Genomic DNA, 26,985 nt, shown 5'->3' on the forward strand with positions numbered 1-26,985 from the left:
TTGTTTCCCCGCGAAGCGGGCAATTCGACCGCCGATGCTATAATTAGCCTAGAACAATGCTAATTGTGGAGGAACAGTATGAATACTCTGGAAGATATTCTTTCGAAGCTCTCCGGGAAGCTATCAGAGCTGAAAGAGGAGTACAAGGTGAAAACCATAGGAGTCTTTGGTTCCTACGCGAGAAACTCGTACACCCAAAGCAGTGACGTGGACATTCTTGTCGATTTCGAACAGACTCCCGATCTCTTCGAGTTCATAAGGCTTAAGAACGATCTCGCAATGTTGCTTGAAAAGCGTGTTGATCTGGTAACTCGCAAAGCACTAAGAAAAGACTATGAAGATCGGGTCTTATGCGAGGTCAAATACATATCATGAGACCAGATAACGCTGAGAAACATATTGAAGAGATACTAAGGCTCATAGGAGAGATCGAGGGGTTTCTCCAGGGAGTGTCTTTTGACGAATTCGAGCATAAAAGATCAATCAACTACTCAGTTTTGTACGCCTTACTGCTAATTGGTGAAACTGTCAAGAAAATACCGCTTTCATTTCGAGCAATGCATCCAAACATTCCCTGGAAGGAAATCGCCGGAATGCGCGATGTGCTCATTCACGACTACCTTGAAACGGATCTCGAGATCGTCTGGAAGACTGTTCAGAAAAGTCTTCCAGAGCTGAAGAATGAATTGTCAAAGATCTTGAATGAATGAAACCTATTCTCGCTGAATGGTGTTAAGAGCCGCCCTTCATTGACCGTCCCAGATTATGGACCCTTCCTTCAAGGCGCTCTTGAAAACCATGAACGGGTTGTCTGCGTAGTCTGCGATATCGCTCTCGGTAGCTACTATGATGTCGAAAGGAGTCTTCACACCTTTGATTTCTCTATACAGCATCTGTGCCGTGCTCCTGCGGCCTTCCCCATCCTTCACAATAACCAGGAGATCATAATCGCTCGTGACTGAACCCTCACCCCTGGCGCGCGAACCAAACAGCAGTACTCTTATTGGAGACGCCAGCTGAACAATCTGATCCAGCAGGAGATTGAGATCATTATCGGCCATATTGACACCTCCTCGACTCCATTAAATTATTGCAAAATACCATTTTCCCAAAAACAAAGTCAAAAAGCTAACAGAAACATCGAAGGATTCATGATCCGCTCTCCACAGTGAACGTATTCACAAGATCGAACGCAACGCAATGCAAGAAACGGAGTGCTGGAAAGGGGAAATAAGGAATGGGAAGAGGACTGTCAGTTCTTAAAAATTTGTTTTGCATCTCTGATAACCCTTGCCATTGAGTAGAAGATAACGAAGAACTCCAGCCTACCGAGGATCATGCCGACGATCTGAGTCCAAGTTACCACGAGGGGAGCATCGGGAGAGGTGACGCCTACGGAGAGCCCTACTGTGCCCAGACTGGAGGCGAATTCAAACATGGCATCCTTAAGCGAATATCCGCTGGCAGTGATGATTACCACTCCTATCAGAAAGGTCATAATGTATAACGAGACATAATTTGCGGTTTCGATGAAATGGTTCTTTGTGAGATAAAACTTTCCGTCAGGCCTGTAAACGTAGTATCGGCTGGTGTAGTTACCCGGCTTACTGTACCTTCGAATGTTCCACAATACCGATTTTGCCAACAGCATTATTCTGTACTGCTTTGCTCCGCCGGCAGTCGACCCTGTCCCGCCTCCGACAATCATGAAAATTATCAGCATGAAGAGTGCAAGGCTGCCCCAGGACGCGTAACTAGTTATTGAGAATCCCGTTGTCGAGAGGGCCGACGTAAGCTCGAAGAGTCCTACTCTGAATGCCTTGGGCAACGATCCGTACACTTGCGAGAGAGAGAAGATGGACACGAGAGGAATGCTTATCAACAGCAGGAGAGCGCCAAAACGCAATTCACTGATCTTGAAGAACTGCTTGAACCTTCCTCTCAAGAAGAGATATGAGGCAGCGAAATTCACCGTCCCAAGTATCATCAAAGCAATCGTAACGGCCTCTATCGGAAGGCTGTTGTATTCGCCTATGCTTCCGACTCTTGTAGAGAACCCCCCCGTCGAAAGCGCCGACATGGCGTGATTTACGGAATCGAAGAGTCCCATGCCGCAGATCGCGTACAAGACCGTCCCCAGTGCGGTATAGCCGAAGTATATTGTGACTATGAGCCTGGTCGATCTTCTCACGTTGGGCAGAAGGAGATCGGACCTTCCTTCAGCATTGTAGAGACCCGGTCCCAGCGGACCTATGATCGCCGAAAGCATCACGACGGCAATTCCGGCTCCGCCTACAAACTGCATTAGACTTCTCCAAAAAAGGAAGAGATGAGGAGTTGAACTCACATCCATCATCGACAGACCCGTGGTGGTCCAGCCGCTGACCGATTCAAAGAATGCTTCAGAGAACCCAAGCAAACCGGCGATCATGAATGGAAGCGAGGAGAAAACGATCGAGGCGAACCATGCCAGAACGATGATGATTCCGCCTTCGTGAAGACTTAGCGCAGCTTCTTCTCCACCCTTGAAAAACCTCCTGAGAAGAAGACCCGTAAGCGCCGCAATGGCTGCAGGAATTAGAAATGCGTCCGCATACTCTACTTCGGAAGGGTAGAAGATCAGCAACAAGACCGGGAGCGCAAGGACAACTGAACATCCTATCATCATCACTCCGGTATAGTTCATTATGAGACTGTATCGCTCTTTCAGCAGCCGAACATATTTCAAACTCAATCTACCTTTCTCTTTATAGCGCTCAGAGTAGCCGACTGAACCTGTGGCAGAGACAGAATTATCAGCCTGTCTCCCGGAGAGACCGTCGTATCGCCGCGCGGTATTATGGGCTTGCCTTCCCTGATTATGCACCCGATAATTGCTTCGTGAGGCATCTCGAAGAGATTGAGCTGTTTTCCCGAAATCGGGTCTTCGGTATTCACGTCAACCTCCAGTATCATGACCTTTCCCTCTTCAACAGGGGTCAGATTCATTATCGTCTCATTCCCCACGCTTTGCTGAATGAGCGAAGAGATAGTCCTTACCGTGGAAACCACATAATCTATGCCCAGAGTCTTGAAGACCTCAACATTGCCCGGATCGTTCACTATCGCCACGGTCTTCCTCACGCCGAAAAGACGCGCCGCAGTCTGGCAAATCACAAGATTGTCGGGATCGCTTGAAGTAAGCGCCACAACCACATTTGCCGTATGGGCTCCGGCGTCTTCGAGTATCTCCGGCAGCGTCGCATCACCGTGAACAACGGTCGCCCTGTCAATCTTCGCAAGCTGCAAGGCGTCTTCCTTGTCCTTGTTGATCATGGTGACGGAATAGCCCATGGAAATCAGGTTTTTGGCAAGGAAATAGGCTTTCATCCCCCCGCCTACGACGATTATCTTCAACTCTCAACATCTCCCTCATTCAGAATGCTGTCGCTTACTACGGATGCTGCAAGAACTGTCGGGGAGATTGTTTCGATATCCAGATCTTCATAGACTCTCATCCTTGAGGGTTCGAAGACCCTCGCAATCACTTTTGGAACGTGATAAATCATCTTGGCAATCTGTGCAATCATGATATTCGTGTTATCATCGTCGGTTGACGCGATGAGGATATGAGCCTGTTCTATCTTTGAGTCCACGAGGGCACTCTTCCCAATGACTTCCGTCATTATCGTGAAACCGCTGAACTCCGGGGGAAGCTTCTTGAAAGCCTCTCGATCCCTGTCCACAACGACAACATTGTTTCCGGCCGCAGAAAGCTGGCCGGCGATGCTTGATCCCAGTCCGCCGCAGCCGACGATTATTATATACTTCGAGGTCTTATTCTTCTTCATCTCTTCGTATTTCGCTGCCACCGCTGAGAAGATGCTTTAGATTCTCTTCTGCTTGACTGTAAGACGGCTGCAACTTCAGGACCTTCCGATAGCTCTCCTTCGCCTTTTCTATCTCTCCCTTGCTCTCAAACAGCAGTCCCTGGTAATAATTGGCCTCGGCGTCGTTAGGATTCAGCGTCAACGCCTTGCCGAGAGAACTTTCGGCCTTTTCGTAATCTCCCTCCATTATCTTCTGCTTTGAAAACTCAAGAAAATCCTCGAAACTCTTGAGCTGACTTTCAGAGATCGAATTCCTCGCCCATACGGCCGATACCACTCTCCTGATCTCTCCGGGGGAAAATGGTTTCTGAACGAAATCTATCGCTCCGAGTTTCATCGCTTCCACTGCGTTTTCGACTGTACCGTAAGCCGTGATAATCACGACGTTCACGTGGTTGCCTTCATACCTGAGCTTCCTGAGAACCTCGATTCCGCTCATCGCTGGCAGCTGGAGATCCAGGAAGACCAGATCGTAATCGTTCTCCATGATTTTTGCGAAGGCCTCTTCTCCGTTCATCGCCACGTCAAGCTCGTTGTCCTCGCTTGAAAGACACCTCTTTAGAGTTATTCTTATGTTCTGAGCATCGTCGACAATAAGTATCTTCTTCATGATCATTACCTCCTCAAAGCCATTTCTCGACAGTCTCCCGAATCTTTTCCGGGGTAAAGGGTTTTACGATGTATTCGTTGGCCCCGGCATTGAAGGCTTTCTTTATGTCTTCTTCTCTGGACAGAGCACTAATGAAGATTATTGGTGTCTTCGAAGTATCTGATTCCTTCCTCATCGCCTGACAGACGAGAAACCCGTCCATACCGGGCAGAACTATGTCCAGCAACACGAGATCGGGCGAAATCTTCCTAGAAATCTCGAGCGCCTCGACGCCGCTTCGAGTGCAAACCACATCGTGCCCCATTTTCTCCAGCATAAGCTTCAGCGAGAGAACAATATTCTTTTCATCTTCAACTATAAGAATCTTCACTCGTTCACCTCTAACCCGAGAAATACAGGGTGAAGTAAAAGGTGCTGCCCATGCCCAGTTTGCTGCTTACCCAAATTTCGCCCCCGTGAGCAAGCAGGATTTCTCGACTGATTGCAAGGCCCAGTCCCGTTCCGCCCTGGTTGTCGTTGGCCCTTACAAACTTCTCGAATATCTTCTCATGCATGTCTTCGGGGATGCCTGTACCATTATCCGATACGGAGACAAGAATCTTGTTCATAGTCTTTCTCGCAGAAATATCGATCTTTCCGGTTCCGTCTTTTGGAACATATCTCAGGGCATTTCCTACCAGGTTCGTTATCACCCAGGATATCTTGTTGAAGTCCGCCTTCACCTTCGGTAGATCTTCATTGACGTCTATGTTCAGCTTGACGCCGCTTTCCTTAAGCTGAATAGGAAACGGTCTCAAAGCATTTTCGACGATCTCATCAAGAGAGTTGGGCTGGATATCCATCTGGATCTTTCCGGACTCGATCCTCGAGAGGTCAAGAAGGTCGCTTACCAGAGAGTTCAGTCTCTCCTGGTCCTCCTTCAAAGCTTTAAGCAATTCTCTCTGTTCCTCGCTTATGTCGCCCACAGTGCCGTCGAGCATCAGATTGACGGCCATGCCCATAGAAGTCAACGGAGTTCTGAATTCATGGGAAACGGTAGAAACAAACTCCGATTTCATAGAATCGACTTCCTTGAGCTTCGTGATGTCCTGCATGAGAGTCACAACACCTATTATCTCCCTCTGCTCGTTCTTAATGGGTTTGGATTTCACCCTGAAGTATTTCTTCTCCCCTTCCTTCTCAAGGTTCACATCGACGTAGTTCTTCTCTTCGTTCTTTTCCCCGCCAAGGGTCTTCTTTACCTGCTCGAATATCTCTTCGTTCTTGATTATCTCCAGGAAGTGATTTCTAAGAACCTCATCCTTCCGGATATCGAAAATCTTTTCGGCGGCCCTGTTCAGAACGATAAGTCTATTCTCGCTGTCGGTCACCAGAACAACATCTCCGATGCTGTCAACTATGCCCTCGGCCTTCTGCTTCTCTTCCATTAGCTTCTGCACGTTCATCTCTTCATATGAATTCAGCCTGGCCGCCATCGCATTGAACTCTCTTGAAAGCTCCGCAATCTCGTCGTTTCCCTTACCGGGCAGCTGCTGTTTATAGTCGCCCTGAGCAATAAGCTTGATTTTCTCTATTAGAAGGGTGATGGGTCGCACAATCTTGACGATCAGATACATCGAAAAGAGCACTCCAAGAAGAATCGCTACCGAAGAAATAATAGCAGTGGAAAAGGAAGCGTTCCGGGCAACTTCAAGTGCCCTGTTTCGCTTCGCCAGCATCGCTTCCTGGTTCACGGTGAGTAAATCGCGCGTAAGCTGCTTAACCTCTTCAAATAGAGGGAGGATGTTGTTGTAGTAGTATGAACTGGCCTCTTCCATAGTGCTCTCTCTCCTGATGTCTGAGAGCACATAGTATCTATTTACATAGTCCACATACAGTTCGCCTATGGAGCTCAGTATCGCCGGCTCTTCAGGCTCTGTTATATTATCCTCGGCTCTGGAAAGAGCCTTCAAGAATTCATTCTGATTGTAGACAAAAATATCGGCCGTCGAATCCTCAGGCGAAAACATGCTTGCAAGTTCGGCACTGTCCTGCCTCTCCAGCGCCAATGTCATGCTCTGAGCAGAGACAACGCTCTGATAATTTGCCTCCATAATAGCTTCGATGGCAGAACTCAATCTGGTGAAATTCGTGATCGACCAGATAGCTATAGTCCCGAGTACCACGAAGAGAAAAATAAAAATCGTGATCATCTTCAGTCTAATAGTTCTCTTCACGCTCACACCTCACAATCATCATTATAGACCCATCCCGAGGAGCTTGTCCACAAAAATGAAGAAAGCTGGGCAGAAAACCGGACCCAATACCGAAGCCTCCAATCGAAATTCATCCCAAAGTTTTGCTACCAAGAAGACAGAAAAGGGTGTGGATACTTACTGAGCCTTTGCCAGAATGTGCCCTGAAAGCCATCAAAACTCCGCAAGAAAGCCGTTCGCTACTGAAGCTCGGTTCTGGACTTCGCGTGGCTCAGGGTGAGGCTTTGAAAGAACTGGCAGATTCTTTCCAAGCTGTGCTGAAACAAGTTGCTGGGTTTACGCGCGATCATCCGTGACAGACTCCATTATTTACCTCCAGTTAACATACCTATCCTGATGAGCCAGTCCACTTACGCGGACAGTTCCGGCTTCGACGGGCATTAGAACCGCTGTACGCTTAAGAGCGGAAAACCCGCTGAGTGCTGAAAGAGCCGCTTGCTAGGAAACGCTGGTCGCTGATCGCTGTAAAAGGCCGTCCTTCGTTGTCCGTCCCAGATCACGGACCCGTCCTTCGCCAAGACCAAAGCCCAGATCCTGACCAGGAGCATTGTCAGGATGACGTGAAGGGTCTGTCATCCCGTATAGCCTGCCCTGAAGAGATTCTGTTCAGGGCTCCTGTACGGGATCTCTTTCTTCTCGTCCTTCTCGCCCTCTTTCCTCTCTCTAAAAACAAACGTTACACATGACAGGCTAGAGGTTACAAGATGAAGATCTTCATGCTCTTCTGACCTCCCACATCTGTCCTCTGACCTCCTCAATTTTCCCAAGATCCTGGACACGAAGTGTCGGAACGAAGAATTGCTCTTTCCAAGAACAGTTCCTAAGGCTCTTGCCAGACCCTAGACCCCAAAACCCTAGACCCGGTCATCGCTCTCGTCTCGGAGGACTTTGAACGGCCAACGGACAACCTTGTCTAATGTGACTGGCCTGAGTTAGCAGACCGACCACTTTTTGCCTTCTGCCTTGCGCCTGAGAGAGGGCTTCCCCTTCGGGCGAACGGCCGTTCGCCCCTACAGAATCACCTAAGATTGTCATCCCGTAGTGCTCCTGTACGGGATCTCATCTCGTCCTCTCTCCTAATCTCGTGGTCCTCGGCCAACGGAGAACCTTGTCTAATGTGACTGGCCTGCGTTAGCAGACCGACCACTTTTTGCCTTCTGCTTTGCGCCTGAGAGAGGGCTTCCCCTTCGGGCGAACAGCCGTTCGCCCCTACAAGAAGAATATGATTCTGAATCGGATCACAGATAAAGAAGATCGGCCTTCGTAGCAGACTGGCTTTGAGGATCTTTCCCCGCGAAGCGGGCCTTGCGTCCTGGCATGATCTTAGCCAGCCTTGCGTCCCGGCATGTTCTTCGCCGGCATTGCGACCGCCGATGCTTTACGGCGCATTGCGTCTCTGTTTTATACCAGCATCACTTCCTGCGAAGCAGCATCACTTCTGCCCTTACCAGACCCTACACATCACAACCCTAGACCCGGCTCTTCAAATCTCTTCTCTAAGCAATTTCTAAGCGGCTGTTAAGCGGGCTCTAAGAAATGAGCCGTAGACTGAGAATGTACCAAAAATCATATGGAGGTGTAAGAGATGAAAAAGACAGTGTTAATTGCGATAGCGGTTCTTCTGATCGGTGGAATGACATTGGCAGTAGGCTACGGAACGAAAGCGATGCAGAGAGTTCAGGATCCTACAACCTGTGAGAACTTCGTAGATGCAGACGGCGATGGAATAAATGACAACTGCCCGAATGACGGTGTAAGAGAACTGAAGAATGCCCAGGACGGAACAGGCTACAGACATGGAGCCTCTGGCGAAAAGGGACCGGGACTCGGCAGAGGATTTGGAAAAGCAGCACAACTGTAAGAGATAAACTCCTACACATTCAAGTCAAGGGCCCGAAAGGGTCCTTGTTCTTATAATGAATACAATCGACTTTGACAGCACGAATTCTGAAAGGCCCTTGAGAAGGGCTAGATTGAACGGAAAACCTGACGTGCCACCGCATTTTGAATGACAACTCGCCGATTCGCTGAGAATCTCAGAGGGTCCAGACTAAACTCGGGATTTTCTTTTGCGGGTCCTGTTTATTGCTTTTTTGAAAGAAGTTCTCTCCGAAGAGACAAAAGAAATGAAGAAATCAGATTTCAGAGTTTTGAATCTTCTTCTACTTGAATCTAGGAATATCGGCAGGTAATCCCAATCTCAAGAAAAATCTCGCGAAGGCTTGGGCGAGGTGTTCTCTGTACGGAGGAAGCAAACGAAGCCGGTTTCCGGAAAGCCACTGAATTAGGGGACAAAAAACCGGTGCGGGGCACCGGTTTCTATACAAGGCTAGGGGAAAGTTCTTCTTTGCATTTGGCGGATGTTCCCGTGCCTTCGATAAACTGTCTGGTCATGTTGAAGTCCATGTAGATAGTGCCTGTCTTTCCGTTTCTCTGTTTGGCAACTATCGCGTGATATTCGTTCAACGATTGGCTCTTGTTGTACAGTATTGGCCTGTAGATTAGGATTACTACATCGGCGCTGTGCTCTATCGTTCCCGATTCTCGAAGATTCGAGAGTTTTGGAATCCCCTTGTCGTTCTTGCCGACTTCTCTGTTCAGTTGCGAGGCAATTATGATCGGGACTTTGATATCCATAGCGAGAGCCTTCAGCGACCCCATTATCTCGCCGATCTCTGCGTCCTTTGACTGCTTTCCCGGGCAGCTCATGAGCTGGAGATAATCTATGAAGACAACATCGAATTGATGAAGCATATTCATCAGCTTTATGCCTGCTATGATCTCGTGAACAGATCTCACCCCGCTGTCACAGAAGAACATCTTCTGATCCATCGTCCTGTCAATCGCATCGTTCAGTAGCAATTGTCCTTCTTCGCTCAGCTTTTCCGACTCTGCACTGAGGTTTATATCGAAATCTTTCTGGTGCATTCTGTTCTTAAGGTCAACTACATCGATTTCCAGAGAGATATATCCTATAGTCTTTCCCTCGGCGGCCCAGCGATCCGCAGTATTCAGCATAAAGGCAGTCTTTCCCGTTGCTGTCTCTCCTGCTATTACCACAAGTTCCTTACCCCTAAGACTGTTCAACACCGTGTTGAAATATCTGAACGGCCAATGAAGCTTCTTGCTCTTGTTCGCCCAGACATCCGTGTGAAACTGCTTTAGAAGCATATTTGCCTGCTTCATGTCCACGTACTTGAATCCAGACGAGCTCTCATGAAGGAAGGACATGATTCTTTCGGTCGCAGCCTCAATTCCCATGCTGCCTTGCCCCATAGCACGAGAGATTTGGTTTAGCAGAAACCTGAATTTCTTGTTCCTTAAAGTCTCATTGAAGTAGTCGATCAGATTGTTGGCATGGTTTTCATCTACCAGTTCAACATCATCGACATCAAAGCGTTCCACCCTGTTGTACATTTCCATCAGGATGAAAGTGGGATCTTTGTCTCTCTTTTTTGAAATAATGTCGTAGATAATCTGCGATTCCTGGGAAAGAAACCTTCGATCTATCTCGTCAATCCTGCACCTAAGATTTATGTAGTGTATCAAAGCCTTTAGCACTTGCCTTTCGGACCTGACATCGAGAATCATCATCTCTCATAACCCCCTTCCATTGAACGACTCGCTCTCGAGAAAGCTCATAAATAGCTTCCATAGCTCAGGTTTCTTCAGGAGCGAAAATAGGTACTTTTTCTTATCATCTGCCCTGTTTATTGCTTCGGTGAAATATTCTACAAGCCACATGGGGAAATACCAGTCGATCTGTCGATCTGAATCTCCTATTAGCGCAGCTGCAAGTTTGTAATTGTCCTCGATTTCCAGCCTCTCTTTTATCAGACTTGCAGTTCTCTTGATGAAGTCATTCTTTCCCCACTTAGATATATCTTCGCTCGTGCCTGCACGATACGAAGTATCCTTAGTAATATCATTATTTAGTAGTGACGGGTTTTCCGCCGACGGATTATCCGCTTTTGGTTTTCCCGAAGCCGGGAAATCGGTTTGCGGGTGAACCTCGCTCAAATAAGGAGTTTCGTAAATCAGGTACCTCACCCCGTCGAACTTGCCCTTCGTTCCTCGCAGTTTGACTTTTTTCACATAACCGGCCTTCTGGAGTTCTTCAATTCCCCTTCTAATACTCTCCTTTCCATCCTTAAAATTCCTCCTGATCTCGGAGAGCCGAAACTCCCAGTCATCTGGTTTGGAAAGAAAGAAGGCGAGAAGCCCTTTCGCCTTGCATGAAAGAGAAGGATCGCTCAGAAAGCTTTTGTCGATCGCTACGAAATTTCTTTGCTTCTTTACTCTGAAAATAGATGTGGTATTAGATCTTGAGACTCTCAATTAGCTCTCTCCTTTCTTCAAATACATTCGCATAAGAATCGCGATTCCTGTCGTAGATCTCGTTCATAATCCTGTGGTACTCCCTGTGAACTCTTTCTTCCGAGGAAATGTTGCGGAAACGATCACGATAGGAACTGACGAATCCTCCTGTGCTAGAATCTCTTCGGGTAAAATATCCTTTGTACCTTTTCGGATCTCTTCCAGGAGATCCTTTTTTTCTTCTTGCCATTTTGACCACCTTCTTTCGGTTTGAGATTTTTCACACGGAATCGGAATAGGAAACACCGACTGGGCGTATCATAATCGCAAAGAAACCCTGATTCCAAATACTTAACTATTCTTTAAGTTTTGTTAAGACTGTCCGCTTCATAAACTCCCGAGTACTTGGTAGGAATTACACTGTTGAATTTCATCTCTTCTCCCTCCCTATCTGTTTAGTCTTCAGCTGTTTCTTATATTGAGATACAAGTAAGATCACCTCCTTGAGCAAAATCTGAATTCCTTAAGAGAAAAACGATCATCTAACTATCCAGAGCGGCTTTACAAAAGCAGTACTGATTACCTAAATCTCATGCCAAAGATAGAATCCGATGCCTCGAAATCTCTATTCACTCCTTATTCGCTGAGAGTTCAGAAAATCGAAGAAACACTTCTTGATCATCCGAGGGCCGACTTCACATATCAGTCATTATTTTATAGATACGGAATCCCCAAGACCAAGCTCAGGTGAAAATCACCTATTTTCAAGAAGATGAAACCTAATTGCAATAGCAACTATTTATGTCGAATCTCCCGGCAACGGACCGGAGAAGAAAGAGAAAGTGAAGCAGATGAAAGAGAATAATCTTCAATATTTGGCCCAACTGAGGTCGAAAATAACTCTAATCGCTTCAAATAGCTTTCATTCGCATTTTGTAACCAATGCCTGAATATTGTAAAATTAGATCATTGGACTATTGAGGTGAGCGTGTCTTATGAGAAATCTGGTGAAAGGTGACTATTCCTTTATCAGGAATAGTCTTTTTGAACGTCTTCAAGGAAAGGAACCAGGACTTTTGTTGTTAGCAGGCGGTAACGATCAAGAGAGATCTTCTTTGATGAATGACGTTGCTAACGAGCTGAACGCCGAAGTGCTTAATCTCAATTTTGTTTTGAGCAAAGAAATGAAGACGCTTTCAATGAACGAAAGACCACTACGGGCTTCCAGATTTCTTTCGGAACTAGTGAATTCACGAGAATTGCTACTTCTAGATCACATAGAGATCCTTTTCGAGCCACAGCTCAAACTTCTGCCGATTCAAATTTTGCGTAAAGCCGCAAGAACCACACCGATCATTGCAAACTGGCCGGGAAGTATTGAGAACGAATTCGCAATATATGCCCAAAGAGGCCATCCAGAGTTTATGGAAGTACGATTGGACAGCGAGATTATATTCAAAATAGAATGAGACAAGGGGGTTATAAAATGCGATATAGCGAACTGATTCATTTCGAACCGCTAGAATCAGTGATGCAATTGAAAGACACAAAGAAAGAGGAACGCGCTCGCGACTTCGTTTCCACTTACGTGATCTCTAAACCCATGTCCGATAATCTCTCAAAAGTAGTTTTCTCGAATCTCAGAGTTGACACTCCTGGAGATAACAAAGGATTATTCATAGTCGGAAACTACGGAACGGGGAAATCACATCTCATGGGGGTTTTAGCTTCAATAGCCGAAAATGCTAACCTCACTGAAATGTTGACGGATGAATCCGTCAGAGAGTCCGCAACACAGATCGCAGGGAAATTCAAGGTTATACGTTCCGAAATCGGTGCTACGGAAATGCCCCTAAGAGACATTGTCTTGAGCGAGCTCAAGATGGAACTCTCTGAGATGGGAATAGAATTCGACTTTCCATCTATCGACAAAGTAACTAACAATAAAGACACTCTGAATGAAATGATGAGCCTCTTTTGCGAGAAATATCCGGATAAGGGTCTTCTTCTAGTAATTGATGAACTGCTCGACTACCTTCGCCACAGGAAAGAGCAGAGCCTTGTTCTGGACATGACCTTCCTCAGAGAACTCGGAGAATTCTGCAAGAGTTCCCGCTTCAGATTCATTGCAGGTATTCAAGAGGCCCTTTACGACAATCCAGCCTTTGAATTTGCTTCCGATGCAGTTCGGAGAGTAAAAGAGCGCTTCATAGACATAAGAATCGCTAGAGAAGATATCGAGTATGTTGTCGCGAACCGATTGCTGAAGAAATCCGAATCTCAGAAGGCACGCATAAGGGAACATCTCCAGAAATTCACCAAATACTATGGGAGTATGAATGAAAGGCTAGACTCCTTCGTCAATCTCTTCCCCATACATCCGTCCTTCATTTCGATGTTTGAAAGGATAAGGTTTATAGAGCATAGAGAGGTCCTTCAGACGCTCACGAAGGTCATGAGTGATTTGCTTGATGAAAGGGTTCCCGAAGACGCACCCGGAATGGTTTCATACGACACCTACTGGGACAGGATAAGCTCCAGAAGCGATCTGGTAACTGTGCCGGAGATCAGGCAAACGAAAGAGAAGAGCGATGAACTAGTGGCGAAGATAAGAGCGGGAATGGAAAAACACCGCCTTGACAACGCTGTAAGGATTACTAAGGCGCTTTCCGTTCACCGACTGAGCACAGTAGATATAAACACGAAAATCGGACCCACCATTGATGAACTGAGGGACGACCTCCTGATTTACGATCCCGTGATAGAGGGTCTCGGAGGCGATCCGCAAGAAGACCTCTCGACGATGGTGGAAGGAGTTCTAAATAAAATAATAAACATCGTCAGTGGTCAATATATAGCTTTCATAAAGGAAAACGGCCAGTACTATCTCGATTTGAACAAGACAATCGATTTCGATAGCCAGATTGAGAAGAAGAGAAGCACGATGAGCGACGAAGCTTTCAACAAAAACTATTACTCAATACTGACAAAGCTTATGGAATGCTCGGATAGAACATACGTGCCTGGACACAGAATCTGGCAATACGAGCTGTTGTGGCAGAGTAAGAATACCACGAGATTAGGCTATCTCTTCTTCGGCCAGCCAAACGAAAGATCGACAGCACATCCTCCACGTGACTTCTATATCTACTTTCTGCCACTTTTCAAGACCGGATCTTTCAAAGACGAGGGGAGCGAGGACGAAGTCTTCTTCTCGATTGCTGACATCGATCGGGATTTCGAAGACAATCTCAAAAACTACGCAGCGGCCCTAGAGCTATCTCAAACGGCCGGAAGCCACAAAACTACATATATCAGGCTTTCTGAAGGCTATCTTTCAAGATGCACCAGCTGGTTGACTGAAAACCTGGTCTCGGCATATTCGGTTACCTACAAGAAGTCTTCGAAGTCGATTCCAGAAATCTATTCTCTTAGAAATAAACCCTTCAAGCAGCTAGATGGCTTCAAGGAGATAATCGACGATATATCCTCGACGCTTCTAGACAGTTACTTCTCAGACACCGCTCTGGGTTACCCAGAGTTTGAAACCAAAATGACCTCTCAGAACAGAAATCAAATCATCGAAACAACTATAAGAGGGATGATAAATAATACACTTTCGAGGCAGAGCAAAGAAACGCTTTCGTCCCTCCATCTGCTGAATGATAACGGCGATATAGTCACGTCGAAATCGCCTTATGTGAAGAAGATTATGAGCCTTTTGGAGGAGAAACCTGTTGGTAGTGTCTTAAACAGAAACGAGCTCTTCGAAATTACCGAGACCGGTGAATATCTCATGCCTTTCAGGCTGGAACCGGAGTGGGTTGTTGTCTTGCTGGCAGCAATGCTTTATATGGGCGAGATAGAGCTATCCTTGACTGGAGAGAAGCTCGATGCGAGCTCTCTTGACAAACTCCAGAAGCTATCCGTAGATGATTTGGTCAACTTCAAGAATATTAGACTGCCCAAAGATCTTCCCGTCTCGACAATAAGAGAGCTTTTCTCGCTGCTGAAAATCAATGAAGGTCAGGTTTCGCAGCTCCAAAATGGAGACTCCGCCCCTGTTGAGAACATGTTGAGAAGAGCTCAATCCAACGCTGAGGACCTTGCCAAGCTTAATGAAAAGATCAAGAATGGAATCGACTTCTGGGAAGAACCTCTACTTCAGCATTCAGAGCTTGAAGAGAGAATGAAAAAGATCAAGAGACTCAAGGATTTCTTTGACTCCCTCACAAACTACTCTACGGTTGGAAAGTTGAAGAACTTGAGAATCTCGAAAGATGACGTGGCAGAGATGAGAAATGAACATGAAACGATCTCGAGAATGAAGACGCTTATAGAGATAATAGATGAGCTGAGCAGCGATGTCGGCTACCTCCAAAGAGCCAGAGAACATCTCCCTTCCGAGACTCCATGGCTCGAAGAATACGGCGAAACGAGAAAGAAAGTGCTCGACAAACTTAAGGATAGCAGCCAGAAGTTGTCCGGCTTGAAGAGGGAGCTCCGATCATCGTTTGACGATTTGAAAATGGGCTATATCAAGCTTTACATCGAATTGCATAGAAAGGCGAGGCTGGATTCTCAGGGAGACTCTAGAAAGAGCAGGTTGCTGAGCGACTACAGATTCAAGACTCTCAATCGGCTTTCAACGATCGAAATGCTTTCAAAGCAGCAGTTTCAGGACCTGACAAATAGAATCACCACTCTCAAGACCTGTTACAGTCTCACCGAAAAGGATCTGGAAAGATCGCCATTCTGCAAGAACTGCGGCTTCAAACCATCCCTCGAAATTTCCGATAATCGAGAACTCTCTCTTGTTCTTGACACCCTCGATGAAGAGCTGGATAGACTCTTCGAATCCTGGACGAAAACGCTTCTGTCGAATCTCGAGGATCCTGTAGTCGGTGAAAACATACAGCTTCTCGACCCCGAAGGCAGAAGACTGGTAGAGAAGTTTATCAAAAGCCAAGAGCTAGAGGAAGAGCTGGTCGAAAATCAACTATTCATTAGAACTCTAGCCGAAGCCTTCTCGACTCTGGAGAAGATAGAGCTCACCACCGAAGAGCTTCAAGAAAGGCTATTCGGCGATCACGCCCCAAAAACACCGCAAGAGATGCGTAAACGCTTTGAAGAATTGATTGAAGAAAAGACCAGAGGCAAAGATATAAACAAAGTCAGAATAATCCTCAAAGAAGGTGAAATGTGATGGAGAACAACAGGCTGTTCGATGATAATGTAGACAAAGGGCCCGTTGAGTGCCTGGGGCTGACTTTCTCTAATGATGAAGAGAGACGGAAGTACTTCAGGGAAAAGCTGGAAGAGAAACTGAAGGACCCTGAGTTCAGGAAGATCGAAGGCTTCCCCAAGGGAAGCGACGAGGATATACTTAACCTCTCCGATCCGCCATACTATACGGCCTGTCCGAATCCATTCATAGACGATTTCATAAAGCATTACGGCAGACCTTACGATCCGGAAGAGAAATATTCGAGAGAGCCTTTTGCAGCTGACGTCAGCGAGGGAAAGAACGACCCGATATACAACGCTCATTCATACCACACCAAAGTTCCTCATAAGGCGATAATGCGCTACATATTGCATTATACTGAGCCTGGAGATATAGTGTTCGACGGCTTCTGTGGAACGGGAATGACTGGATTAGCGGCCCAGATGTGCGGAAATAAAGAGGCCGTCGAATCGCTTGGTTATGAAGTCAGAAAGGACGGAACGATACTGGATGAATCGGGACAACCTTTCTCGAAGCTGGGCGCCAGATATGCAGTTCTGAACGATCTCTCTCCAGCTGCGACCTTCATCGCCTATAATTACAACACGCCAGTCGATGCTAAGGCCTTCGAGAGAGAGGCTAAGAGGATTCTGAAAGACGTCGAAGAGGAGTGCGGCTGGATGTACTTCACGCTCTCCTCTTCGAAGCCTGAAGACATAGAAAGGGCCAGGAAGCTTCTCTCAGAACAGGGCAAAGACTTCGCGAAGGAGCCGCTCCCTTGGGGAAGGATCAACTACACCGTCTGGTCGGATGTCTTTTCCTGCCCCGAATGCGGCGGTGAGATCGTCTTCTGGGAAGCTGCGGTGGATAAGGAACAGGGGAAGGTTAGATCCGAGTTCTCCTGTCCTCACTGCGGCGCATCGTTAACGAAGAAAAGAATGGAGAGGGTCATTGAAACTAAGTTCGATCCAGCCATAGGCGAGACCGTGAAGCAGGCGAAGCAGATCTCTGTACTGATAAACTACTCAATAGGCAAGAAACGTTACGAAAAAGCACCCGATAAATTCGATCTGGCACTCATTGAATATATTGAAAAGAGCGAGATACCCTATTGGTATCCGACTCATAGAATGCCCGAAGGAGAGGAATCGAGAAGAAATGACGATGTAGGTCTAACTCATGTTCACCACTTCTACACGAAGAGAAATCTGTGGGTGTTGTCGGCGGTTTATTCTAGACTTGATTCTCAGGTTGCTCGTTTGCTTTTCACGAGCCAACTAATAAACGTATCTCGTCTTAACAGATACAGGCCTGGCGTTTCCTTTCCGTACAACCCCTTGAGCGGAACTCTTTATGTTGGCTCACAAGTCTCAGAGCCCTATGTGTTCACTGCTTTACTCAACAGAATCAAGAGACTTGTTGATGCTTTCTACCTGAAGGAATGTTCCAACTCAATAGGTGCAAGTTCAGCCACAGCCTTGCAGATTCCAGAGTTATCTACTGACTACATCTTCACAGATCCTCCTTTCGGTGGAAATCTAATGTATTCCGAGCTCAACTTCCTCTGGGAGGCCTGGCTTAAGGTCTTCACAAATAACGAACCGGAAGCGATAATGAACAAGGTTCAGCAGAAAGGGCTCCTCGAGTATCAAGAGCTCATGACGCGTTGCTTTAAAGAGTATTACAGAGTATTGAAACCGGGCCGGTGGATGACCGTCGAGTTTCATAACTCCCAGAACAGTGTATGGAACGCAATACAGGAAGCTATTCAGCGAGCCGGTTTCGTGATAGCAGATGTGCGAACACTGGACAAGCAGCAGGGAACATTCAAACAGGTCACAAGCACTGGCGCAGTGAAGCAGGACCTTATTATCTCAGCATACAAGCCCAACGGCGGGCTAGAGGACAGGTTCAAACTCGAAGCGGGAACTGAAGAGGGAGTCTGGGACTTCCTTCGGGAGCACTTGAAGAGACTGCCCGTTTTCACGGAAAAGAACGGCTCATCCGAGCTTATAGTAGAGAGAACGGATTATCTACTGTACGACAGGATGATCGCCTTTCACATCCAGCGTGGCAGATCCATACCAATGTCTGCTTCAGAGTTTTACAAGGGTCTACGGGAGAGGTTCCCTGAAAGGGATAGCATGTTCTTCCTGCCGAATCAAGTGAACGAGTACGATCGAAAAAGAATTAACGTGAGTGAGCTTCGCCAGCTTTCTCTCTTTGTCACAGATGAGAATTCGGCAATCCAGTGGCTCAGACTTCAACTTCAGAACAAACCACAGACCTTCCAGGAGCTTCAGCCACAGTTCATGCCAATCTCGCGCAGCTGGGCCAAACATGAGAAAGAGATCGAGCTCAAGGAGTTGTTGGAAGACAACTTCATCAAATACGACGGTGAAGGACCCGTTCCTGCCCAGATATGGAGTTGGTTACAAAAGAGCTCGAAACTGAGAGAAAAGACGAAAGACCGGACTCCCGAGACCGCAGACATCTCTCTGAAAGCAGAAGCGAAAGAAAGATGGTATGTACCCGATCCGGCAAGAGCGCAGGACCTTGAAAGGCTTAGAGAGAAGGCTCTTCTTAGAGAGTTTGAAGAATACAGAAATCACGTCGGCAAAAAGATTCGAATATTCAGAACAGAGGCCGTTAGGGCCGGCTTCAAACGACTCTGGACTGAGAAGGATTATAAGGGAATTGTAGAGGTCGCCGACAAGCTAAGCGACAAGGTGATTCAAGAAGATCCCAAACTTCTCATGTACTACGATAACGCCCTTACACGTCTTGGAGAGTAAAAACCGTGAAGTACATATTTTCCGACGAATACGGAACACCGAGCTACAAAGGGATTGATCGTGATGAAAACAAAGTGTTCTTTCTATCGGCGGTAATAGTGGATCCCGATGACTATTCCGAGTTCATTCTTGGACTGACGGACTTCAAGGTCAGGTGGTTCAAACACAAAGCCGAGTTCTGTCTTCATTTCAAGGAGATATCTAAGAGGGAGAGGATTTACAAGTTCCTGAATGATCCTGATAAGGAAGAAGAATTCCACAGAGATCTGCTCAAAGTTATTGGCAGACTCAGGTTTAAGTTCGTAGGAGCGTTTATTGACAAGACTCACATTTTGCGAAAGTACTTATATCCAGTTCATCCTTATATAGGTTCTATACAGATGATCTCTGAAAGATTACCGTTTGATGAGGATTATGAATATATCTGGATTTTGGAAAGCAGGAAGAAGTCGGAAGACAAGTTCTACAGTCAGTCTTTTGAAAACTTAAGAGATTTCGGATTGACAACAACAAGATTGAAACCACGGAATCAAGACCAATTGAAAAAGTTGGGAATTACCCCTCTTTTCAGAGAGAAAAGGGATAGAATTGCCGGACTGGAAATTGCGGACATTCTAGCCTACTGTTTCGGAAACTCCTTGAGAAAGGGCGCAAATTCTGATTTGTGGAAATACTCGAAAAGGATATTCAGGTTTGTTTGTAATAAGAGACTCAAGTTCCATAGATCAATAGGGAAGTCCTTGGGAAGTTTGTCCTAAAAAAGGTTAAGCGGAGCCTTTTTCCTGCTCCGCCCACGGGGACACCCCCATGCAAATGAATTATAGCATTGTGGCTGACGGAATGTCAATACTTCGATCGGGAGAACGAGAATACTGTCACAGAGGTAATTTTAGTGGTTCGTTTTGGTTAACTGAGGAACTTATTTGTTTATGGTCTCGTTTTGTGTGTAAGCTCTTTCTGAATTGGAGTTGTTTATGAGTGAAAAGTGGTACTGGCTGGAAAGTGAAAAGAAGCTATGTATGCTTCTTGAGAGCAAGGAGATTTGGGGTTACAAGACATCGAAAATCTGGATTCCGGGAGAAGACAGGGTAGTCCAAATAGCCTCCGATGAGCTGAAAGCTGCTGAAGAGGTGAAGGACTTTTTCTCGGAAGATTTCATATCCTATGTCTCGGCTTCGGGTAAACTGCTGAACGCCTTCAATTCGTCAGACATTCTTCTGGCACCCATGAATTCAGCCGTTCTACCGCTTCCTCACCAGATTCATGCTCTCCAACGGGCACTTTTAGGTAACAAGATACGCTTCCTTCTTGCAGATGAGGTTGGCCTTGGAAAGACTATAGAAGCCGGCTTGATTATCCAGGAGCTGAAGTTACGAGGTATTGTCAAGAGAGTTCTGATAGTTGCTCCTAAAGGACTGATTACCCAGTGGGAGAGCGAAATGAAACTGAAGTTCGACGAGAATTTCAAGCTGGTGTTCCCTTCAGAGCTTTCTGCATTTAAGAAACTGTCTGGAGTGCAAAATGCCTGGGAGCTCTTCGATCAAATAATCTGTCCTCTGGATTCAGTCAAGCCAATCTATTCCCGTCAGGGCTGGAGTAATGAGAAACTCCAAGAATATAATCAAGAGAGATTTCTCGATCTTGTCGATGCCGGCTGGGATCTTATAATCGTCGATGAGGCTCACAAACTTGGCGGGACCAATTCGGCAGTGGCAAGACACAGGTTGGGACAGAGCCTTGCACAGGCCGCTCCGTACGTCTTGCTGCTTTCAGCCACCCCTCATCAGGGAAAAAGCGATGCCTTTCTCAGGCTAATGTCTCTTCTTGACCCGATCGCATTCACCTCGGAGGATGAACTCGACAGAGATACGGTCTTGGAGTATGTCCTTAGAACGGAGAAGCGAAAGGCGATAGATATAGAGGGAAAACCTCTTTTCAAGAGGCGAATCACGAATCTGGTATCTGTTGATTTTGGCGAGAACCACGTGAAGCAGTATCTTTTGTACGAAGCAGTCACTAAATACGTAAGAGAAGGCTACCGGAAGGCGATAAACCAGAAACAGAATTACATGGGGTTTCTAATGCTTCTGATGCAGAGGTTAGTCGCCTCATCAACTGCCGCTATAGCCAACGCTTTGGAGAAAAGACTGGAGGCAATCTCCGGTTCGGGCGATCAGATGGTACTTCCACTGGAACTCAACAGTTATTCATTCGCAGAATTTGATGAGATGAACAACAGCGAGGAGATAGATTTTCTCGGGATAATAAGGATCAAACCTTTCGTCAGCGAAGAGGAAAGGGTTCGCTATCTTCTAGGTTTGGCGAGATCGGTCGAGTTCGAAGAGAACGATGCCAAGGCTATGAAGCTACTGGAGATCATTCAAACAAGTAGAAGAGAAGAAGTAGATCCAGACGTGAAGATTCTCGTCTTTACTGAGTTTGTAGCAACACAGAAGATGCTCCAGAGATTTCTCGAAGATCGAGGGTTTCCTGTTTGCATTCTAAACGGTTCAATGAGTTTGGAAGAGAGACTGAAGGCCCAGAGATCGTTCGCTAAGGAATCTCAGATTATGATCTCTACCGATGCAGGAGGAGAAGGTCTTAATCTTCAGTTCTGCCATGTAGTTGTTAATTACGATATGCCGTGGAATCCGATGAAGATAGAACAAAGAATTGGTAGGGTAGATAGAATTGGTCAGAGCCAGGATGTTAAGGCCTTCAACCTTGCAATGAAGTCGACTGCTGAATTCAGAGTTATCGAAGTCATCGAACAGAAGCTGAAAGTAATTCTTGAAGAATTCGGTGTAGATAAGACTGAAGATGTCCTAGATTCGACTGAAGCGGCCAACCTCTTCGACGAAATTTATGTCACCGCAATTACAGACCCAGACAATCTGGAAAACCAGATTGAAAGTTCGCTGGAAAGTATAAGACAGCAAATTGTTTTGTCAAAGGAAAGAGGAAGAATCTTACCTGCTGACAGTTCTCTTGAGCCAGAGGAAGTGAGAAGGCTTATAAATCAACCAGTTCACTACTGGCTAGAAAGAGCAGTCACATCTTATGTAAAGAGCAAGGGAGGTAAGGCAATTGCACTGGGCAAAAATTGGAAGATAAGTCTTCCCGGGGTAATTGGAGAGGAGCTTGTGGCTTTCTCACGCAATGATAACCCTGATTTCAGGGCAATAACATTCAACGATCCTTTGGTCAGATCCATTGTTAAGGAAATTCCGCAGTTTCCTGAAGGATTACCAGTACCCTCTGCGATAATTCGCAGCGTACCAAGAGGGATATCAGGTACTTGGTCGCTATGGAGAGTGACGGCCCATGGTTCGAAATATGATCTTAAGAGAGTTTTGCCGGTCTTCGTGAATGAAAAAGGAGACCTACTTCACGGGTCGGCCGATCTGATCTGGAACAGACTCATCGAGGGAGAGATTACGATTACTGCATTTGAAGAGGCTTCAGGGATCTATGAAGGAGCAAATAGAAGATTAAAGGAGACTTTCGATGAGCTGAAGAGTCTTTATTACAAGAGAGCGGACAAGGAGAGAGAAAGGAAAAAAGACTGGTTCAGGATGAGAAGAAAACTCGCAGAGAGATCGGGTCTCTCACGGGTAAGGGATTACAGAGTTCGAAAGGTCGACAAGGAATTTGAAGAATGGAGTTCCCAAGAAGAAACGATTATTCCCCAAATCGAGCTTCTTCTTGCCTTGATCGTCAAGGGGGAAGAGTAATGAGATCCCTGAATTCTCGCATTATTGATAAGATACTCAATCCCGAAAAGGACTCTATGATCGTATATGATCCCGACGGACTTGTCGATCAGGCAGTTCTTGAAGAGCTATCGGAACGAGGCTTCCATGTTATTGAGTACAAAGATCCTATTGCCTTTAGATTTGAATATGAAAGTGAGTTTCGAGACAAAGCAAAGAGCTTCTTAGTACTGACAAGAGAAACACCTGCGGGAGAACTTCCCTTCGACATCTATTCATCACTATTGACCGTTGATGTTTCATTGAGTTCGATCTTTCCGAAACTCAGCAGAACCGCTCTCGAGAGTCTTGAAAGATGGGAGTTAGATAGGCTCAATGATTCTTATAGCGACGACCTCGATTATCTATCGACAAGGAGGACGAGAGAGTTCATTCTGAAGCGCATCTATGAATTCGATCCTTCCAAGCGCTATAACCTAACTGAGCTTATAGCCTGGCTTATAAAGCTCCACTATAACAGGCTTCAGCTTAGAGGCGAGCTTTTCGATCTTGTAATGGATATTGCAAGAGAAAGGGGTTATGAGAGGCTGTTGGATCTACCCTCTTTTGTTGAGCACAGAGAGAGTTTTCTTGAGTTTCTTCAGGAAAGATGGCCAGTATTTCTGAAGAGGCATGGTAGATTTTCAGTGAGTGATAATAACGAAGCTTCATTCAGACAGAAAGGTCCTAATTCTCTGCCCTTCGATGATCCCTCTATAAAGGTCTATACAGACACAATGTTTGCCGAGGGCCTGCTTAAACCTGTCCCCGTTGATGATCCGTCGAAGTTCGAAAAATCCTGGATGGTTATAGGGATTGATGGTCCAGGTTCAGAGCGAATACGATTCAAGAAGCTTCTCCAGATTGTCAGTGATTCACTTCCAAAAGCTAATACTAGTTACAATAACTGGATTGACTTTGCCTGGCGCTGGGCAGAGCTCAACCTAGTTGCCTGTTCGATCCCTTTGGGAAACGACGATCAGTCAGATTTGAATGCAATTAGAACAATCACAGATTCTCAATTCGAAAGCTGGATGGTCGAAGAGTATGGAAGGTTACTCACGGTCTCGTCAAGATGGCCGGTGACAGTAAGAGATATTTTCAACTGGACAAGCAAGTTATCCATAGAAAATAAGAAGCTAGCTCTCATAGTAATAGATGGAATGTCTCTTCTTCAGTGGCTGAAACTGTCTAATTGCATGAAAGACTTTTCATTTGAGCAGTACGCAGCTTATGCGATGATTCCGACAATAACTGCGGTCTCTAGGCAGGCAATCTTTTCCGGAATGCTTCCCATGGACCTGCCAAACTTAACAAGCAATTCCGCAGAGAGCAGGCTGTGGGAGCGGGCATGGTTAGATAGAGGTTTTAGAGAAAGAGAGATCGCTCACATTAATAAACCTGACAATCAGTTAATCCGAGAAGTGGAACAGTCTATCGGCAAGGGACAGTCGTTGATTGGGATTGTCATAAGAGAACTTGATGAAAAGGCTCATGGTGAAAACATTGGAATGAGGGCACTATTAGCAGCCACAGAAACCTGGGCAAAGGAAAGCTGCTTTCTAGATTTATGCAAACTACTTTACAGGGAGGGCTATGAAGTTTTTCTAACTAGTGATCATGGAAACGTGGAAGCAAACGGAATCGGGAATCCTTCAGAAGGGTTGATTGCGGAGACAAGGGGTGAAAGGGTTAGAATCTACAAAGATCGGCTCCTAAGAGAAAAGATCCATATTGAATACCCAGATTCGATAGAGTGGGTTCCGGTGGGACTTCCACAGAATTTCTTTCCCCTTATAGCTCAGGGAAGACGGGCCTTCACAACAGCTAACTCGGTTGTGGTTTCTCATGGAGGTTTGACACTAGAAGAGGTTATCGTTCCACTAATCAGATTAAGGAAAGGATGAGCAAATTGTCTAAGATGCTTGGATTTGACAGACAGATAAAAAAGGAATGGCTAGATGTCACTATTGAACTACTTTTCGAAGGCAAGAACGCTCAGCACATAAGAGAAATGCAAGAGAGATTTATGGCCTTAGATCTTCCCGGAAAAGATGCGAGAAGAAAGACAAGACTCGTCATTTCAAGAATGTGGCTCGACAACAATACAAAGCTGATACCTTTGCGAAAAAGAGCTCTTGAGATTCTGAAAGAGAATCCAGAGATTGACACCAGAGTATTCCACTGGGGCATGAGCATAGCAACCTATCCTTTCTTCAGAGATATCGCGACAATCATTGGGAAGCTCATTGCCCTTCAGGGTAACTTCAAAGTCAGCCAAGTTCACGACAGAATCGGTAAGATTTGGGGAGGAAGGTCAACACTTACCAGAGCCTGTTCAAGGGTAATTCAAACCATGATAATGTGGGAAATTATAGAGAGTACAAAAGAGTCTAAATCATATAACGCCGTTCAAAAGCTGCGAGTTGCCGTGAGAAGAAAGCAGGTAGCACAATGGTTGATTTACAGCCTACTATTAAGCAGGGAGAATGGATCAGTTCCTGTTGAAGAAATCGGAAGATCACCTGAACTCTTTCCTTTTTCGATAGAGATTGGTGTCGATGCTCTTCTTTTTTCAAACGGAATTAAATTATCTCATCGGGGGATCAAAACAGACTTTATTTCGCTCAAGGAGAATAATACTTGAATGAAGACAGATAGATTGGAATCTCTTTCAGAATTGACTGCCAAGTACTGTTACGAGAATCTCGATCTTGATTCTGCCATGCTTGGAAGCGAATACAGTTATCCGAATTTGCCTTTATGTATAATCGATACCGTTTTCTCGATAGGCGTGAGTTATGTTTCTACAAGAAACACAGTAGACAGATTCTGCAGATTTCTGAGCACTGAAAGTACTTCCGAATCGTTTTCAGTTTCATCTTTCCTTTCACTTTATCACTCGTACTCACCACAAAGAATAGCTGTAGAAGTCTTCGGAAACAAGCAACGGACCTCTACTGTCAACGGAATACTGAAAGCTGAAGCGGTTATGATGTTTTCTGAGGCGGTGAGAGCACAGGATATTGAATACCTTAAGGATTCTAGCTCTTTGTTAAATAACGAGGAGTTTGAAGAATCTGTTTTGAGCATTCCAGGACAGAGAAGTGGAATATCTCTTAGATACTTCTATATGCTTATCGGTTCCGATAACTTCGTGAAACCTGACAGAATGATCTTAAGATTCCTGCAAACTGCAACTTAATGCGAAAGCATAACTCCTGACCTTGCATGCAGAATAGTCCAATCGGCTTGCGAATTACTCAGACAATCATTTCCAAACTTGACTCCTAGATTACTGGATAACATTATCTGGAGATTTCAAAGTGAAGAAGCAAAGAAAAACGCTAGTCCAAAGAAAAGGAGGAATCATGAAGAAAACTGTAGAAATCGAAAAATTCGATCTGATGAGGTTTACTGAAAAGACACTCGATTACTGCAAGACATTACTTGATCCTGAAATGGAACCAACTTCCGGAATAGGTTCTGCTGAAGACTATTCTTCCATTCCCGATTTCAGTGATCGAGAAGAGAGAGACTTACGGAAAGAAATTCTAGAAGATAACCTAATGCTTTTCTTCCCATTCATAATGGGGGGTACTGAACCTCCCATTGTGAGTGCAGATGGCAGTTCCTTTTCATATAATCCAGATGATGAGGAATCTGAATACTCTGTTCTTTCCGATCCTATGATTATTCATGGATTCACGATACGAAAGGAGGGCGAGAACCTCACAATTGAATCTGCCGCATATTATCCGGGAGGCTGCACCTTTTCACCGCCTTTTTTGGAATATAAAGAGGATTGCAGCTTTCTGGAGGAACCAATGGAAAAGTTCATTGATTCGTTCATCACAGCCTGAAATTACTTAGTGCTGATTTAATACAAAGCGATTGAGAGAATTCTCCATGATTTAGGAAAAGTGTTACGAATAACTGCCTCGGCCAATAGTAACTAATTCAGGGGCACCAGCATCAGCCATTGCCACTTCTGTATCCAGAACTTCGGGATTCGTTCCAGACTGCGCTTTGCTCTGCGAGAATGGTCCTGCAATTTGGACACTATGAGGTATCCCCTGCAAGTTAAGACAGATGTGTAGATGGCTCCTGAACTCAGCACTGTAGCTTCAAAAAGAAGCCTATATCGGATTGTTGCCAAG

22 protein-coding genes are annotated in these 26,985 nt (G+C 45.7%); 12 read left to right on the forward strand and 10 right to left on the reverse strand.

Going from position 1 to position 26,985, the window contains the following annotated elements; all coding sequences use genetic code 11:
* The first annotated feature begins 78 nt into the window (after positions 1-78).
* Both Y696_RS11405 and Y696_RS11410 read left to right on the forward strand, forming a co-directional pair.
* Positions 79-375, forward strand: coding sequence for a nucleotidyltransferase family protein (locus Y696_RS11405; RefSeq protein ID WP_121510539.1), 297 nt, complete (start codon positions 79-81; stop codon positions 373-375).
* Entirely contained in the window at positions 372-710 is a 339-nt protein-coding gene (locus Y696_RS11410; RefSeq protein WP_183084216.1) for a DUF86 domain-containing protein, read from the forward strand. The genes Y696_RS11405 and Y696_RS11410 overlap by 4 nt, the downstream gene beginning before the upstream one ends.
* A gap of 36 nt (positions 711-746) precedes the next feature.
* On the opposite strand, the gene Y696_RS11415 is transcribed toward Y696_RS11410, so the two are convergent.
* From Y696_RS11415 to Y696_RS11445, 7 genes are all read right to left on the reverse strand, one after another.
* A complete protein-coding gene (locus Y696_RS11415; RefSeq protein ID WP_121510541.1) occupies positions 747-1,061 on the reverse strand; it encodes a nucleotidyltransferase domain-containing protein in 315 nt (104 codons plus the stop codon).
* A 191-nt stretch (positions 1,062-1,252) separates the two neighbouring features.
* Positions 1,253-2,734, reverse strand: coding sequence for a TrkH family potassium uptake protein (locus tag Y696_RS11420; protein WP_220668797.1), 1,482 nt, complete (start codon positions 2,732-2,734; stop codon positions 1,253-1,255).
* Positions 2,731-3,396, reverse strand: a complete 666-nt coding sequence (locus tag Y696_RS11425; protein WP_121510542.1) for a TrkA family potassium uptake protein — start codon at positions 3,394-3,396, stop codon at positions 2,731-2,733. The genes Y696_RS11420 and Y696_RS11425 overlap by 4 nt, the downstream gene beginning before the upstream one ends.
* The gene (locus tag Y696_RS11430; RefSeq protein WP_121510545.1) at positions 3,393-3,830 is read right to left on the reverse strand and encodes a TrkA family potassium uptake protein; all 438 of its coding nucleotides are present in this window, start codon (positions 3,828-3,830) and stop codon (positions 3,393-3,395) included. The genes Y696_RS11425 and Y696_RS11430 overlap by 4 nt, the downstream gene beginning before the upstream one ends.
* Positions 3,817-4,479 (reverse strand): response regulator, encoded by a 663-nt coding sequence (locus tag Y696_RS11435; protein WP_183084217.1) that lies wholly within the window; start codon positions 4,477-4,479, stop codon positions 3,817-3,819. The genes Y696_RS11430 and Y696_RS11435 overlap by 14 nt, the downstream gene beginning before the upstream one ends.
* A gap of 13 nt (positions 4,480-4,492) precedes the next feature.
* On the reverse strand, positions 4,493-4,849 hold the full coding sequence (locus tag Y696_RS11440; RefSeq protein WP_183084218.1) for a response regulator: 357 nt from the start codon (positions 4,847-4,849) through the stop codon (positions 4,493-4,495).
* 10 nt (positions 4,850-4,859) lie between these two features.
* The gene (locus Y696_RS11445; RefSeq protein ID WP_121510549.1) at positions 4,860-6,695 is read right to left on the reverse strand and encodes an ATP-binding protein; all 1,836 of its coding nucleotides are present in this window, start codon (positions 6,693-6,695) and stop codon (positions 4,860-4,862) included.
* Positions 6,696-8,319: 1,624 nt separating this feature from the next.
* Between Y696_RS11445 and Y696_RS11460 the strand changes: the two genes are divergently transcribed.
* Complete coding sequence (locus Y696_RS11460) at positions 8,320-8,595, forward strand: hypothetical protein (protein ID WP_121510555.1); 276 nt, start codon at positions 8,320-8,322, stop codon at positions 8,593-8,595.
* A gap of 458 nt (positions 8,596-9,053) precedes the next feature.
* Here the strand turns inward: Y696_RS11460 and Y696_RS11465 are convergent, their stop codons facing one another.
* Genes Y696_RS11465 through Y696_RS11475 form a run of 3 tightly spaced genes read right to left on the reverse strand, consistent with a single transcriptional unit; the run spans position 9,054 to position 11,301 of the window.
* On the reverse strand, positions 9,054-10,328 hold the full coding sequence (locus tag Y696_RS11465) for a DnaB-like helicase C-terminal domain-containing protein (protein WP_121510556.1): 1,275 nt from the start codon (positions 10,326-10,328) through the stop codon (positions 9,054-9,056).
* Between the two features lie 3 nt (positions 10,329-10,331).
* The gene (locus Y696_RS11470; protein ID WP_121510558.1) at positions 10,332-11,072 is read right to left on the reverse strand and encodes a hypothetical protein; all 741 of its coding nucleotides are present in this window, start codon (positions 11,070-11,072) and stop codon (positions 10,332-10,334) included.
* Positions 11,053-11,301: a hypothetical protein gene (locus Y696_RS11475; RefSeq protein ID WP_121510560.1), complete on the reverse strand. Its 249-nt coding sequence runs from the start codon at positions 11,299-11,301 to the stop codon at positions 11,053-11,055. The genes Y696_RS11470 and Y696_RS11475 overlap by 20 nt, the downstream gene beginning before the upstream one ends.
* Positions 11,302-12,046: 745 nt before the next feature.
* Between Y696_RS11475 and brxF the strand changes: the two genes are divergently transcribed.
* From brxF to Y696_RS11520, 9 genes are all read left to right on the forward strand, one after another.
* Positions 12,047-12,520 carry a BREX-3 system P-loop-containing protein BrxF gene (gene brxF, locus Y696_RS11480; RefSeq protein ID WP_121510561.1) on the forward strand — a complete coding sequence of 158 codons (474 nt, stop codon included), beginning with the start codon at positions 12,047-12,049 and terminating at the stop codon, positions 12,518-12,520.
* Positions 12,521-12,537: 17 nt separating this feature from the next.
* On the forward strand, positions 12,538-16,257 hold the full coding sequence (locus tag Y696_RS11485) for a DUF6079 family protein (protein WP_121510563.1): 3,720 nt from the start codon (positions 12,538-12,540) through the stop codon (positions 16,255-16,257).
* Complete coding sequence (locus tag Y696_RS11490; RefSeq protein WP_121510565.1) at positions 16,257-19,073, forward strand: DNA methyltransferase; 2,817 nt, start codon at positions 16,257-16,259, stop codon at positions 19,071-19,073. Before Y696_RS11485 ends, Y696_RS11490 begins: the two co-directional genes overlap by 1 nt.
* Positions 19,074-19,078: 5 nt before the next feature.
* Positions 19,079-19,831, forward strand: a complete 753-nt coding sequence (locus Y696_RS11495) for a DUF3800 domain-containing protein (protein WP_121510567.1) — start codon at positions 19,079-19,081, stop codon at positions 19,829-19,831.
* A gap of 216 nt (positions 19,832-20,047) precedes the next feature.
* Complete coding sequence (locus tag Y696_RS11500; RefSeq protein WP_121510569.1) at positions 20,048-22,807, forward strand: DEAD/DEAH box helicase; 2,760 nt, start codon at positions 20,048-20,050, stop codon at positions 22,805-22,807.
* Positions 22,807-24,732, forward strand: a complete 1,926-nt coding sequence (gene pglZ, locus Y696_RS11505; protein WP_183084219.1) for a BREX-3 system phosphatase PglZ — start codon at positions 22,807-22,809, stop codon at positions 24,730-24,732. The genes Y696_RS11500 and pglZ overlap by 1 nt, the downstream gene beginning before the upstream one ends.
* Positions 24,733-24,737: 5 nt before the next feature.
* Complete coding sequence (locus Y696_RS11510) at positions 24,738-25,472, forward strand: hypothetical protein (RefSeq protein WP_147431784.1); 735 nt, start codon at positions 24,738-24,740, stop codon at positions 25,470-25,472.
* Positions 25,473-26,030, forward strand: a complete 558-nt coding sequence (locus Y696_RS11515) for a hypothetical protein (protein WP_121510573.1) — start codon at positions 25,473-25,475, stop codon at positions 26,028-26,030.
* A 166-nt stretch (positions 26,031-26,196) separates the two neighbouring features.
* Positions 26,197-26,688 carry a hypothetical protein gene (locus Y696_RS11520; RefSeq protein WP_147431785.1) on the forward strand — a complete coding sequence of 164 codons (492 nt, stop codon included), beginning with the start codon at positions 26,197-26,199 and terminating at the stop codon, positions 26,686-26,688.
* Positions 26,689-26,985 lie beyond the last annotated feature (297 nt).

The sequence above is a fragment of the Mesotoga sp. H07pep.5.4 genome (genome assembly GCF_003664935.1).
Lineage (GTDB): Bacteria > Thermotogota > Thermotogae > Petrotogales > Kosmotogaceae > Mesotoga > Mesotoga prima.